This window comes from Shewanella sp. 125m-7, assembly GCF_052977045.1.
On the sequence record NZ_JBRILQ010000005.1, the window covers coordinates 70,095 to 83,913 of the forward strand.

Annotated in this window: 7 protein-coding genes; 3 read left to right on the top strand and 4 right to left on the bottom strand. The window is 46.7% G+C overall.

From position 1 onward, the window contains the following. Window positions 1-170: 170 nt before the first annotated feature. Window positions 171-4,463: a formate dehydrogenase subunit alpha gene (gene fdhF, locus ACVBIL_RS03700; RefSeq protein ID WP_447165642.1), complete on the top strand. Its 4,293-nt coding sequence runs from the start codon at window positions 171-173 to the stop codon at window positions 4,461-4,463. Window positions 4,464-4,569: 106 nt separating this feature from the next. Here the strand turns inward: fdhF and chrA are convergent, their stop codons facing one another. From chrA to ACVBIL_RS03715, 3 genes are all read right to left on the bottom strand, one after another. After that, the gene (gene chrA, locus ACVBIL_RS03705; RefSeq protein ID WP_447165643.1) at window positions 4,570-5,754 is read right to left on the bottom strand and encodes a chromate efflux transporter; all 1,185 of its coding nucleotides are present in this window, start codon (window positions 5,752-5,754) and stop codon (window positions 4,570-4,572) included. A 150-nt stretch (window positions 5,755-5,904) separates the two neighbouring features. Further along, complete coding sequence (locus ACVBIL_RS03710; RefSeq protein ID WP_447165644.1) at window positions 5,905-7,080, bottom strand: glycerol-3-phosphate dehydrogenase/oxidase; 1,176 nt, start codon at window positions 7,078-7,080, stop codon at window positions 5,905-5,907. A gap of 71 nt (window positions 7,081-7,151) precedes the next feature. Further along, on the bottom strand, window positions 7,152-7,595 hold the full coding sequence (locus ACVBIL_RS03715) for a MarR family winged helix-turn-helix transcriptional regulator (protein WP_447165645.1): 444 nt from the start codon (window positions 7,593-7,595) through the stop codon (window positions 7,152-7,154). Window positions 7,596-7,943: 348 nt separating this feature from the next. On the opposite strand from ACVBIL_RS03715, the gene ACVBIL_RS03720 reads away from it, so the two are divergent. Together ACVBIL_RS03720 and ACVBIL_RS03725 are read left to right on the top strand one after the other, a co-directional pair. After that, window positions 7,944-8,360 carry a hypothetical protein gene (locus tag ACVBIL_RS03720; protein ID WP_447165646.1) on the top strand — a complete coding sequence of 139 codons (417 nt, stop codon included), beginning with the start codon at window positions 7,944-7,946 and terminating at the stop codon, window positions 8,358-8,360. A gap of 639 nt (window positions 8,361-8,999) precedes the next feature. Continuing rightward, window positions 9,000-10,451 carry a cytochrome C biosynthesis protein gene (locus ACVBIL_RS03725; protein WP_447165647.1) on the top strand — a complete coding sequence of 484 codons (1,452 nt, stop codon included), beginning with the start codon at window positions 9,000-9,002 and terminating at the stop codon, window positions 10,449-10,451. A 599-nt stretch (window positions 10,452-11,050) separates the two neighbouring features. Here ACVBIL_RS03725 and ltrA read toward each other — a convergent pair. Next, complete coding sequence (ltrA, locus tag ACVBIL_RS03730; RefSeq protein ID WP_447162723.1) at window positions 11,051-12,523, bottom strand: group II intron reverse transcriptase/maturase; 1,473 nt, start codon at window positions 12,521-12,523, stop codon at window positions 11,051-11,053. Window positions 12,524-13,819: the final 1,296 nt, after the last annotated feature.

Consider the following 13,819-nt stretch of genomic DNA (forward strand, 5'->3'; position numbering starts at 1 on the left):
ATTCAAAATCAAACGGCATTAGCAGTGTAAAAAAAGGCCACAGGTATACTCAAACTTATAATGATTTCGCCAAGTCCGTTCTCTATGAATGCTGATATTACGCCTAGTTTTTCTGATGCTAGTTAAGCGTATTCAATCAAGCTGCGACCCTATAATTAAAGGCCAATGCGATGAAACAAATAATAATTGATGGCAAGACCTTAGTTGCCAATCAACAAGACTCTCTGTTAGACGTTGCGCTTAATGCAGATATAGCGATCCCAAACCTGTGTAAGAGCAAAGCCAGCGCCTTAGTCCATGACAGCAAGCAACACTGCAACCTCTGCCATGTCGAACTGCACGGTGATGATGACAGCATTACCAATGTACGCGCCTGTGAAACATTAATTAGCGATATTCCAGCGCAAAACATTCAAGTCATCACCCAGTCAGCGGCGCTAAGTAAACAGCGCAAAGCGGCGCTACATACCATTTTATCCAATCACTTTGCCGACTGCGAAGCGCCTTGCCAAACGGCTTGCCCAGCTGGCGTCGACGTACAGTCTTACCTGTATCATATTGCCCAAGGTGACCACAGCGAAGCCGTTAAAGTCATTAAGCAGACGTTACCTTTGCCACTGTCTATTGGCCGTGTTTGCCCTGCATTTTGCGAAACTGAGTGCCGCCGCGGCTTAGTTGACGAGCCCGTGGCGATTCGCCAACTAAAGCGCCATGCCGCCGATTTAGATTTAGAAGGTGACGCGCCATACGTGCCACCTCGACTGCCAGCTACCAATAAGAAAGTCGCTATTATCGGTAGTGGCCCAGCGGGCATTTCAGCGGGATATTATCTATCTAACAATGGCCATGATGTAACGATTTTCGAGTCAATGCCCCAAGCTGGTGGCTGGTTACGCTACGGTATTCCTGAGTACCGCTTACCAAAAGCCATTCTCGATAAAGAGATTGCACTATTGTGCAAAAATGGCCTTAACATTGAAACCGACACCCGCCTTGGCCGTGATATCCACCTTAATGGTTTAATCGAAAGTTTCGACGCCGTTTGTTTGGCTATTGGCGCGCAAAAAGCGGTACCGATGAACTACCCTGGCATCGAGCTTGATGGTTGCTATTTAGGTGTTGATTACCTCAAAGATTACTGCACCGATAAGCATTACACTACTGGCAAAAAAGTCGCAGTGATTGGTGGTGGTAATACCGCTATCGACTGCGCCCGCACCGCCAAACGTGATGGCGCCGAGGTAACACTAGTGTATCGTCGTACTCGCGATGAGATGCCAGCAGAAGACTATGAAATTCATGAGGCCGAGCAAGAGGGGATTAAGTTCCACTTCCTGACTAATCCGGTTGAAAATCACAGCGACGAAAACGGCAGAGTTGCCAAGGTTACCTTTGAAGTGATGGCACTGGGCGAGCCTGATAGCTCTGGCCGTCGCAGCCCAACGCCAACGGGTGAAACCTTTGTCGAAGACTTCGATACGGTTATTCCCGCCGTATCACAAATGCCTGATATGGCGTTTCTTGAGCACCCTCAAAGCCAGTTAGCCACTGGTGAAGTCGCCCTCACGCGTTGGAATACCTTTGAAGGCTGTGAACACACTATGTCAGCCGGGCAATCTGCCGGCCTAGATAAACTATTTGTGATTGGCGACTCTCGTACCGGTCCTGCTACCGCTGTTGCTGCTGTTGCCGATGGTCGTAAGGCGGCGGATGCCATTGAGAAGTTACTAACACAAGGGCTAACCTGTGAGTTAGTCAAGCAGCCTTTTAACGCCACTAAGGCGGCTAAAACCAGCGCGCTAAAATCACTTAAGGCCGATGCACTGTATCCAGCGTCAAGTGTGCAACCTCGCAGCCTAATGCCTGAGCTTGATAAGCTACAACGCGCGCTGAACTTTAGCGAAGTGGAACTTGGCTTTGCCGCCGATGAAGCCATGAAAGAAGCCGCGCGCTGTTTAGAGTGTGCCTGTCAGGCCAACACCGACTGCAAGCTACGCGATTACGCTACCGAATATAAGGTCAAAGCCAGCGAGCTCGATACTAGCCAAGCGCAGCACTTTAGTATCGACACCAGCGCACCATTTATTACTTTTGATGCTAACCGCTGTATCAGCTGCGGCGCCTGCGTCGAAACCTGTAAAGGCGCCAGCGGACACCATGCGATATCGTTTGCCAAAGATCATTATCATGCCCTGCCGACCTCATGCCAAGCTGATGTACGCCACGCACCGCGAGTCGGCTTTAGCGCCAGCATGAGCGACAGTGACTGTGTACAATGCGGTAACTGTGTGCAGGTGTGCCCAACAGGCGCGCTAGTTGATGCCCGCGATAAGACTCAAGGGCTGACACCAGCACAAAAAGCGCCGCTTAAAACCGTCTCTACTATTTGTACTTATTGCGGTATTGGTTGCCGAGTTAACTTGCATGTTGATGAGCAAAAGAATCAAATTCGTCATATTAGCGGTGACACGTCATCGCCAGTGAATGAAGGCATGCTGTGTGTTAAAGGTCGATTTGGCTTTGACTTTGTTGGTAGCGATAAGCGCCTAACCACCCCACTTATTCGTAAAAATGGCGTGCTTGTTCCGGCAAGCTGGCAAGAAGCGATTTCAGTGGTAGCCCAGCGCTTTGGTGAGATAAAACTCACTTATGGCGACAAGGCTCTTGCGGGTCTATCGTCGGCCAAAGCCACTAACGAAGATAACTACGTTTTCCAAAAGTTTTTCCGCAGTGTGATTGGTAACAACAACATCGACCACTGTGCGCGTTTATGTCACGCCTCAACCGTTACCGCCCTACGTGAAAGCCTAGGTAGCGGCGCGATGACCAACGATATCCCCGGCATAAAAGATAGCGACCTTATCTTTATCATTGGTTCGGATACCGAAAGCGCTCACCCAATTATTGCATCCCGTATCAAGCAAGCGATTAGCGAACATGGCGCACGCTTGATTGTTGCCGATCCTAAGCGTGTCTCTATTGCCGATAAAGCCGAGCTTTATGTGGCGCAAAGACCGGGCTCAGATGTGATGCTGTTGAATGCCATTATGCAGCAGATCATTAAAAACGATTGGCATGATTTAGATTACATCCAAGAGCGAGTTGAAGGCTTTAGTCAGCTGTATGATGAGGTCATGAGCCCCGATTACAGCCCTAAAAACGCTGAAGTGATTACTGGCATTAGTGCGAGTGACATCATCGAGATGGCGCGCTTAATCGGCACTGCAGAAAAAACGGCTATCTACTATGCCATGGGGATCACTCAGCATACCTCGGGTCACGATAACGTTACCGCTATTTCAAACTTACAGCTTTTGTGCGGCAATATTGGCGCTAAAGGAGCCGGTATTAATCCACTGCGCGGCCAGAGTAACGTGCAAGGCGCCTGTGATATGGGCGCATTACCCAATTACTTTAGCGGCTACCAGAAGCTTGACGACCCACTGGTTCAGATGCGCTTCCGTGAAGCTTGGGGCAAGCAAGATCTTTGCGCAGATATCGGTTTCTCCGCCACAGAAATGATGCACGCGTTATCTCATGGTGAGTTAAAAGGCCTGTATGTCATGGGTGAAAACCCTGTGCTCAGCGATCCTGACCAAAAGCATGTACTGCAAGGCTTAGCTGCGGCAGAGTTTGTGGTGGTGCAGGATATCTTCTTAACTGAGACTGCCGAGCTTGCCGATGTGGTATTGCCAGCGGCGGCCTTTGCCGAAAAGTTAGGTCACTTTACCAATACCGAGCGCCGAGTGCAGCAGCTACTACCGGCAGTTACGCCGCCAGGTCTTGCTAAAAATGACTGGGAGATCATCCAGCTCATTGCTAGCAAGATGGGCGAAGAGTGGGGTTACCAAAATGAAAAGCAGATTTGGCACGAGATCACCGATGTTACTCCGCAATACCGCGGCATAACATGGCAGGTAATAGATAGCCTAAGCAGCAACGGCATTCAAGGTCTGCAATGGCCATGCCCTGCAGAAGGCCATCCTGGCACACCCATTTTACATACCAGAGAGTTCACTCATGGCAAAGGTAAGATGCGTGCGGTGCACTATCGTCTTCCCGCCGAAATGCCATGTGAAGAGTATCCACTGGTGTTATCGACAGGCCGATTACTAGAGCAGTTCCACACAGGTACCATGACCCGAAAAACGGAGGGTCTCAATCAGCTAGGTAGCGCTAAGGTGATGATTTCGGTATTTGATGCTGAGAAGTTAGGGGTCAATAACGGCGATAGGTTAAAGCTGAGCACAAGGCGCGGCGAAATTCAGATCCAAGCCTTTGTCACCAGACGAGCACAAGCTGGCGTGTTATTCCTGCCGTTCCACTTTGCTGAGTCGGCAGCAAATAAACTAACCAACAACGCACTCGACCCGGTGGCTAAAATCCCAGAGTTTAAGGTGTGCGCCGTCAAAGCTGAGAAAGTGGTTGAGGCTGATAAAGTGGGCGAGACAGTACTCGTTTAGTCGCCTCTCAACCTTAAATATAAAAATGAAATACAAAAAAGGCCGTAAGCGCATGTGCTTACGGCCTTTTTATTAGTAACGTTTAGACTAAATCTCTATGACGATTTTAGCCCGTAAATGTAGCGATAATCGCCCCTGTCACCCCAAAACCTGCCACTAGGATAAAGATATTGGGTTTGAAGATTTTAAACAAACCAAAGCCCAGTACCACTAACGCCATATCAAGCGGTGATAGGACCGCGCTGGTAAATATCGGGTTATACAACGCCGCGAGCAAGAAGCCCACCACGCAAGCATTCACTCCCGCAACTGCACCAATGACCTGCGGCCTTGCACTAATCGCATGCCAGCTTTTAAGCGCGACTAACATCAATAAAAAACCCGGTAAAAAGATAGCTAAGGTCGCCACTAACGCACCAATTAAAGGCTGCGATACCCAGATCTCAGCCCCTAAAAAGGCAGCCAGTGCAAACATTGGCCCAGGAACGGCTTGAGCTAGCGCATAACCCGTTAAAAACTGATCGTTACTTATCGCATCGCCAACACTCGATTGCAGCAAAGGCAGTACCACATGCCCACCACCAAATACCATACTGCCAACTTGATAAAACTGGCTAAACAACTCGGTTAGATTCGAGATCCCAGTCTGCTTTGATAAGCCAATAGTAACCAGTGAAGCGATGAGCAACCCGCTAAATAGACTTAGCCAAAACAAGTTAAGCTTTACTGGCTGCTGCGCGATAGCTGAAGCGTCGTCCTCATTGGCCTCACCTGACAGGTAATATCGGCCAACAATGGCGGCAGTGATCAGCAAGCCAAACTGCACTAACATCGAAGGCTGCAACAAGATAACCACGCCGCTCAGCACCATTAATAACTTGGCAGGCTTACGCTGGCAAAACTGTTTAAACATGATCCAGATCGCGTCGGCAACCACCACCACTGCCAATAATTTAAGTCCGTGAATAATCCCTTGAGTGAACGAGTAATCCAGCCACTGACTACTGGTAACAGCCAATAGAAATAGCAAAATAAATGACGGTAAGGTAAACCCTAAGAAGGCGGCTATACCACCTAATAACCCACCACGATGGTAACCAATGGCAAAACCAACTTGGCTTGAGCCCGGCCCAGGCATAAACTGGCTTAGCGCCACTAAGCTGCCATAGTGCTTATCGTCGAGCCACTTGAGCTCCTGCACAAAGGTTTGCCTAAAGTATCCAATGTGCGCCGCGGGCCCACCGAAAGAAACTAAGCCCAACGAGAAAAAACGTAGAAAAATTTGAAACATAACCATCCATAAATAGGCGTAATAAAGACGCGTTAAAATAAACCACCCACAAAGAATATGACACTTAAGTTACAGATTAATGAAGCTCATTAAAACGTTACAATTTATCACACTAAGCAGGCGTCAACCCTTTAATTATTAAGTGATTTCTCAATCTAACAATAGCTTATCGAAATCGGCTAAAGGCTGTCGTTCGCCGACCGTATCTTCTAACCATTGAAGCACTTCGGTTGCCGTGGTTCTATACGTTGTGAGTTTACCGCCATAAAGACTTAATAGCTTAGGGTGGCTAATTTGGCTTTTTTGCAATGTGTCTCTTGGGCGATCAAACGCATTACCCGCCTGTTTTGGCAGGACTCTAACCCCACAAAAACTGTCGACGACCCGCCCTTTCAAGGTATCAACACCGCCAAAGCCGGCAAAGTAATGATGATAAATAGTCAGTAAATAATCGACTTCTTCAGCTGTTATCTGGGGTTTTCCACTAAGCTCATCTAGCACAATCTCTGTGGTACCGATTAACGTTTGGCCATTCCAAGGCATCACAAAAACCACCCGTTTATCAAGGCATGATTCGAGATAAAGAATGCCGTCATTAGCCGGTATATCGAGCAATAGATGGCTGCCCTGCACCCACTCTATGGGCTCGGCAGCAATGGGAGGTGACACACTTTCAAGCACTTGATTTACCCAAGGACCCGCCGTGTTCACCACCGCCAATGCTTCAATCTCTTGCTCTGCCCCTTGGGCTTGATAATGCACGACACAATGGCTTTGCAAGTGCTTAATATGAGTACATTTAGCATGTTCAATCACATGTGCACCCAGTGAGCGGGCATTTTTGATCACAGCTTCAGTGAGTAACTTGTCATCTGTTTGCGCATCCCAATATTGATAGACGGCCTTAAGGCCATTGAGTTTAAGGCCTTTGATTTTTGACCATTGTACAGCGGGAAGTGACTTAAACTGGCTCAGAGCATCAAAATCACTCAGTATGGCGTACAAACTGAGTCCCGCTCTAATAGCCAAAGAGCTGCGGCGGCCAGTGGCATAAACAGGAATATAAAATGGAATAGGATTAACCAAAGAAGGCGCTAGTTGCAGTAAGGCCTTGCGTTCGGCGAGTGATTTTCTGACTAATTGCAGCTGTCCAGACTCAAGGTAACGCAGCCCACCATGAATAAGCTTGCTTGAATTAGCAGATGTTTGCGCTGCAACGGTTTCTTTTTCTAGCAATAATACGCTATAGCCCGCCGCCGCCGCGCACTGAGCAATACCCGCGCCATTAATACCGCCGCCTATAATGAGAAGATCAACTGTCTCCATGTCAGCTCCTTGGGTGAGTCTTTTGTTCAACTTCTTTAACCGCTATTTCAATCTGAATCGAATGAATAACGTCATTGCCCTAAGTCGGCATACAATTCATCGCACAAAAGCTTAAGCTGCATCAGCTTCTCGTTTGACACCTGCAGCTGGCAACGCAACTTTTCAGGCACACCCGCCGCCTGTGACTTCAATTCTTTACCTAGAACGGTCGTGTGCAGCACTCTGACTCTTTCATCTTGTTCGCTGCGTCCTCGAGTCACTAAGCCTTTAGCCTCTAGACGCTTTAGTAGCGGCGTTAATGTGCCAGAATCTAAATGTAACGCTGTGCCTAGCTGCTTCACGCTCAAGCCATCTTGTTGCCATAGTACCAGCATAGCCAAATACTGTGGATAGGTGAGTTTTAACCCCTCAAGCAATGGCCGATACGCGCGCACCATGGCATTCGTTACGCTGTAAAGCGAAAAACAGATCTGCTTATCGAGACTCAAGAGCTCTTGTGCTTGGTCTTTTGTCATAATCTAGATAGCTCTATTCGGTAATCAATAGAATACATTGTACACAACATACTTGTGTTACCGCTAAAAATCGACCGCTAAATTTACAATAAAACCGTGCCATTTTTTAAGCCAATATCTTGTCTGTTCCAGATAGAACTCTCGCCACGCTAAACGACACCGATGCATCGATTTAGTGGTGCTTAACCCAATATCATTTAAGGGCTACCATCATTAGAATAATTAATCTAAAGAAGATTGCATTTCAACGGAAAAAAGCATAAATTCCATTCGGTTTTGAAAGGTTCCGCTATTTAGGCACTTCTTAACTACCTCAAAAAGATTTTTATTTTATCAAGGACGTACGAGATGAAGTCTATAGCAGCTGTTTGTTTATTGTTCGCAGGTGGCGCTATCGCACAGTGCGATAATCAAACCCACATTGTTGATATTCCCTACGCTAAAAATAGCTCTTATTTTGCAGGGCAATATGCTTCTCAGCTCGATGAGCTAAGCAAAAGCGCCCAGGCTGACGCCGGCTATCTGCTACTCGAATTCAAAGTCAGCCAAAAACAAGCCAGCGAAGAAGCTCGTCGCTATAATAAGTGGCTTGCGGAACGTCGAATCGAGAGAGTGCGAACTCACCTTAATAATGCCGATTACCCAGCGCCGGTCATTACTCGCATTTTGACTGCCAGTACAGATATCGATCGCAGTGTTGTTGTCGTTTGGTGTGCAGATGAAAGCGAGCAAGCAGCGATTCAGATAGCCAGTAAAGATGAGTAATAGCCACAGCATCATTCCCGCTTTATCTAGTTGCAGCTCTATCTAAACACTCATTTATTTTGAGAGGCTTGTTTTGAGAGGCTTGTTTTGAGAGGCTTAGTTTTGAGTGAGTTTTGAATGAGTGGTTTTGAATGAGTGAGTTTTGATTTGCATCATATTCAAAGTGTTAACAATTTAAATAATGTTAATAAGCTCGGGACGTCTCCCTCATCATGTCAATATTCTCCTACCCAATAACCTCACATTTTTCAAAGCCATTCTTTAACACAGTATTGTTAAACACAGTTATCAGCCAACTAACCCCATCGCCAAACCTGTTAGCAAACCCATTAGCAAACCTGTTAGCAAAACCTATCGCCAAACCTGTTAGCAAAACCTGTTAGCAAAACCTGTTAGCAAAACCATTAGCAAAACCATTAGCAGCGCTAACAGCCTATATCCATAAAGCTTAATCAAGTAATTATAATTATTGGAAAAAGTTTACTTTTATCACGGGAAATTGGCCTTAGTTCCCAAAAGTAATTTATTCGGGATTTCAGTAGCAAAAGCAATACATTAATTTAGCAATTACCACCCAATAAAGTAGAGTATTAGTAACCTAAGTATCAATTAATGCTTAATTTGCCTTTTGGAGTTCCCATGGTCAAATCAGCTCTATTATTCATCACTATATTTCTCTCAAGCCTTTCAATGCCCGGCTTTGCCGCTGATAGCTCTGTTGATAGCACTTCTATTAATACCAATGCCATTAATGAAGCCAATATGTGGCATTACACTAATTCCCAAGGGGAGTTAAAGGTAAAACTGTATTTCTTCTGGTCTAAAACCTGCCCACACTGCGCTGAAGCCCACCCGTTTATTGACAGCTTGCCAGAGCGTTACCCTTGGATTGAAGTGGAAGATCATATGATCACCGCTCCCGGCACAATGGAAACATGGCAACAGATAGCCAAAGCAACAGCAACTGAAGCACGTTCAGTGCCTTACTTTGCCAGTGGTGAAAAAGCCGTTGTGGGCTACAGCAGTCAAGCCGTTACCGGTGAGTTCTTAGTGCAACGATTAAAGTCTTATTACGTTTCGCTTGGTGGCACTTTAGCGCCAGAGGTTAAAGGCGACTACGTCACTGCCGCCCCCGTTTCTGCAGGCTTATTTGCAACCTGTAAAGAAAGCAGCAGTGATAGCGAAGGCACCTGTGATTTAGGGTTAGAGACCACCAGCGAAGTCGCCTCGTCTGATGTACAACCCGTGGAATTACCGCTAATCGGTGTCGTACACCCAGAGCAGATGTCGCTACCGCTATTAACCGTGGTACTGGCTGGCGTCGATGCCTTTAATCCTTGCGCTTTCTTTGTATTGCTGTTCTTGCTATCAATCATGGTTAACGCCAAGAGCCGCACACGCATGCTAATTGTCGGCGGTATTTTTGTGTTCTTCTCAGGCTTTATCTACTTCATCTTTATGAGCGCCTGGCTCAACATCTTCCAACTGCTTGGCGCGGGTAGCGACGGCGGCTGGATTATTCTCGGGGCGGGTATGTTGGCGCTCGTCGCAGGCGCGGTAAACATCAAAGACTACTTCTTTACTAAAGGCGAAGTCACTTTATCCATGTCTGCAGAGAACCGCACCGGTTTGATTAAACGCATGGGGAAACTCACCAGTGCCAGCAGCATGACCGCTATGATAGCCAGTACAGTGGTGCTATCGATTCTTGCCAATGCTTATGAGCTACTGTGTACGGCAGGCTTCCCGATGATCTACACCAGCGTATTGTCGATGCATGACCTAGACACATTTGAGCGTTACATGTATCTGGTGATGTACAACGTGGTTTATGTCATCCCACTGGCTGCGATTGTTATTGCCTTCAGTGTGTCACTTGGTAAGCGTAAGCTCACCGAAAAAGAGGGCCAGACCCTTAAGCTAATGTCGGGCATTATGATGATGGGCTTAGGCGGCATGTTAGCCATCGACCCAACGGCGCTGCAAAATGTGGCCTTAGCGATTGGCCTTATCTTAAGCTCTATCGTGCTGACCTTTATCATTACCCTTATTCGCAAGGGGATTGAGAAGGCTCGGATTGCAAAATCATAGTTTTCTTAACTGAAGAGTTAAGCTTGTAAAAATCTAGGACAGACATACCTCTTCAAAAAGCATGAATCTCACCACGGAGCGCTGCGCTTTCACGGAGAACACGGAGGTAAAGATGAAGAGCTTAACGGGCCTCGGCTGTGGCTCTTCTCCGTGTCCTTCGTGGTGAATTGCTTTTGCCCCAAAGCTCGTTAGCCTTCGAATAAAGGTGATTACATTTTTTTCTGAGCTGTGGCTACAGGGCTGCTAATTCAAATTGTCGCTTTAGAGTTATCAATCGCCTGCAGCGGGTGCTGGACAGGACGTCCGAATGTCGTGATCACATGGATGTGAAGGAACGACCTTATGTGCAGACACTGCCGTGACACGCAACAAGTCCATCCTTGGAAGCTCGGCCATGACGTCCATGTCATGGACGGTCACGGCCGTATCTACACCGGATAATTGGTGCACTCATTTAGCCATGGTGGTTCGATTTCTAAATTGCTTTTGTCGGATAGACGACACTTGTTACCAAGTGCCGCCCTCCTAAGAACCCAGCGTGCAACTTTCACTGCACTAGGCTCAAGCCTCCACAAAGGTATCGTTTGATACCCAGCAACTTATAAAGCAGTGAGAGCAGGTTCATTCCAAGAGTTACGAGCTTGCCTTTTCAATTTTCTCCTAGCCAAGTATTCTTGGTATTGAGGATCGAACGGTATAGCCGCATTTCGGATTTTTACATGTCTCTCAATGGGCACTTTGGCTATTTGGAATAGATTAAATTGGCAATCCATATCCTTGACCTTCTGCCAACCGTGAAATTGCCATTGGCCTTTTCGGTTGATGAAGTATTTAAGGGCTACCCAAGTCTTAGACTTTGTTGGATGGCGCCTTACTGCCCAGTGCCATAACGTATAGAATAGTTTGTGCCCAACATACCCGAATACTTGTTTAGCAACGCAATGTCGATAATAGTTCGACCAACCCCTTAGTTTCGGATTTATCAATTTGATAAGATCGTTAACAGGGATGGTTGCGTGCTTTTTGATGAGTTCGCGCAGGTTACTTAAGAACAACAAGGTATTGGACTTGCTCGGTTTAATGAGCAATTTCCCTTTGTACTTCCTATGATTAAACCCTAAGAAGTCAAAACCATTATTGATGTGGGTAATGTGCGTTTTCTCTTCGGAGAGTGTTAAGCCTCTTTCCGCTAAGAAATCAGATATCAACGGTTTGATATCGTTCTCGAGCACTTCCTTTGAAGCGCAGGTGACGACGAAATCGTCGGCGTATCCAATAAAGTTAGCTCTGGCACCCTTTTTGAGTGCTGTAGACTTTATGCGCTGTTCGAGTCCTGCAAGAGTCATTAGCATCAAGGTTGGGGATATAACCCCTCCTTGTGGTGTGCCCTCATCAGTACGATAAAACAGCCCTTTGTCCATAAAACCAGACTTTAACCATTGTTCCAACATGCGTTTATCTATGGCGATGTTATCAATTAGCCATTGATGCCCGATTTTGTCGAAACAGGATTTGATATCCCCTTCAAGAACCCATTGAGCTGATCTCTTTAGAGCCAAACATTTGAAGCACTGATCGACTGCATCGGCAGTGCTACGATTTGGTCTAAATCCATAGCTGTTTGGGTCAGCAAACGTCTCCGATATAGGCTCTAATGCAAGAAGGTGGAGCGCTTGTTGTGCTCTGTCTATCATGCATGGGATACCAAGAGGTCTAAGTTTGCCATTCCTTTTGGGGATGTAGATACGCTTGAGTGGTTTGGCTAGATATGCCTTCCTGCTCAATTGATTTACTGCTTTCATGCGGCGGGTATCTGTATTCCAGATAACACCATCTATTCCAGGCGTTTTACTGCCTTTCTTTTGTGATACACGCTTAACAGCAAGAAGTTTTGCTGAACGCGAGTGAGTCAGTATCCACTGCAACGCTTTCACTTTGCTGCGTTTACCTTCTCGAGTTGCCTTTGCAATACGCATCTGAAGCTTTAATACATGCGGTTCAACGGATTTCCAGTCTATGGACTGCCATTGAGCGCCGTAAGGAGAGGCACTAATTTCTGTTGAAATCATCATTTGCGTTTCTCCTTGAATAAAGTTCTCCAAATTATCTTGCAACGGGAGACCAGTCGGAAGTGGGCTCACTTTCGTGACCAGACACCAGTCTGTATCTGCATCGTTACAATGCAGCTTTCGCTTTTTCCAACCTCCTATACCTACATCGCTATCGGCCATAAAAGCTTTCCCAGTGGGAGCGATATAGGCTTACCGTGTTCCGTATGTCGCGCAATGTCAGGGTAGATGCCCGCTATAGTGCGAAGAGTTATATTGATCACGAAAGAGCATGGGGCAATCTCTTTCCAACTCTCATTGCCTTTTGGCCACAGCGTATAAACCACTTCCGCTGTTTCATCACATAACGCACCTTATGCGGATTCACTTATGTTCATCATACTGACTACCTAGCACTCACCCGATTTGTGGTTATCAGGAGGATCGTTCTCTCACGATTCAGATCCCGATTGGTCTATAACCAATCTTCGTTACATTGTCAGAGCCGCTACTTTATTCAGGCTCTTAGGTTCATCTGGTGATACAGATGGTTCACTCAAAAGCGGTGAACAGCGCTTCATACGACCTCACGTCGCACGCCCCAAAGTGTGTTTGCCTAACGCATACATTTAGCATTTACATCTTTTTTTACAAAGCACTGTTCTCACCACGGAGCGCTGCGCTTTCACGGAGAACACGGAGGTAAAGATCAAGAGCTTAACGGGCCTCGGCTGTGGCTCTTCTCCGTGATCTCCGTGTCCTTCGTGGTGAATTGCTTTTGCCCCAAAGTGTGCTTACCTAACGCATAAATTTAGCGTTAACATCATTTTTTACAAAGCACTGTTCTCACCACGGAGCGCTGCGCTTTCACGGAGAACACGGAGGTAAAGATAAAGAGCTTAACGGGCCTCGGCTGTGGCTCTTCTCCGTGATATCCGTGTCCTTCGCGGTGAATTGCTTTTGTAGCCTCAGCTTTTAACCGTCCTAGCTTGTCCCATCTCAGCCTGTACCGTCTTTGTCTTCCATTTAGAACGCTTCTTGTCCGTAGGTCGGTATTTATGCCGACAAGCCTAGTATCAAACCATGATTGATGGGCTAAAGCCCAACCTACAAAAGAATAAAGCGATGCCTTTCCGTCTCAGCTTGAACCGTCTTTGCCCTTTGCTTTTCCTAGCCTCTTCTTTTCCATCTCAGCTTGTACCGTCTTTGCTTTTCCTAGGACCTAGAACCTGTTTTCCTAGGGCCTTCTTTTCCGTAGGTCGGTATTTATGCCGACAAATCTAGTATAAAACCATGATTGATGGGCTAAAGCCCAACCTA

Bases quoted from the DNA above. Each gene is read 5' to 3' on its own strand.
- fdhF (WP_447165642.1), top strand. From the start codon at position 171: ATGAAACAAATAATAATTGATGGCAAGACCTTAGTTGCCAATCAACAA.
- ltrA (WP_447162723.1), bottom strand. From the start codon at position 12,523: ATGATGATTTCAACAGAAATTAGTGCCTCTCCTTACGGCGCTCAATGG.
- ACVBIL_RS03715 (WP_447165645.1), bottom strand. From the start codon at position 7,595: ATGACAAAAGACCAAGCACAAGAGCTCTTGAGTCTCGATAAGCAGATC.
- ACVBIL_RS03725 (WP_447165647.1), top strand. From the start codon at position 9,000: ATGGTCAAATCAGCTCTATTATTCATCACTATATTTCTCTCAAGCCTT.
- ACVBIL_RS03710 (WP_447165644.1), bottom strand. From the start codon at position 7,080: ATGGAGACAGTTGATCTTCTCATTATAGGCGGCGGTATTAATGGCGCG.
- chrA (WP_447165643.1), bottom strand. From the start codon at position 5,754: ATGTTTCAAATTTTTCTACGTTTTTTCTCGTTGGGCTTAGTTTCTTTC.
- ACVBIL_RS03720 (WP_447165646.1), top strand. From the start codon at position 7,944: ATGAAGTCTATAGCAGCTGTTTGTTTATTGTTCGCAGGTGGCGCTATC.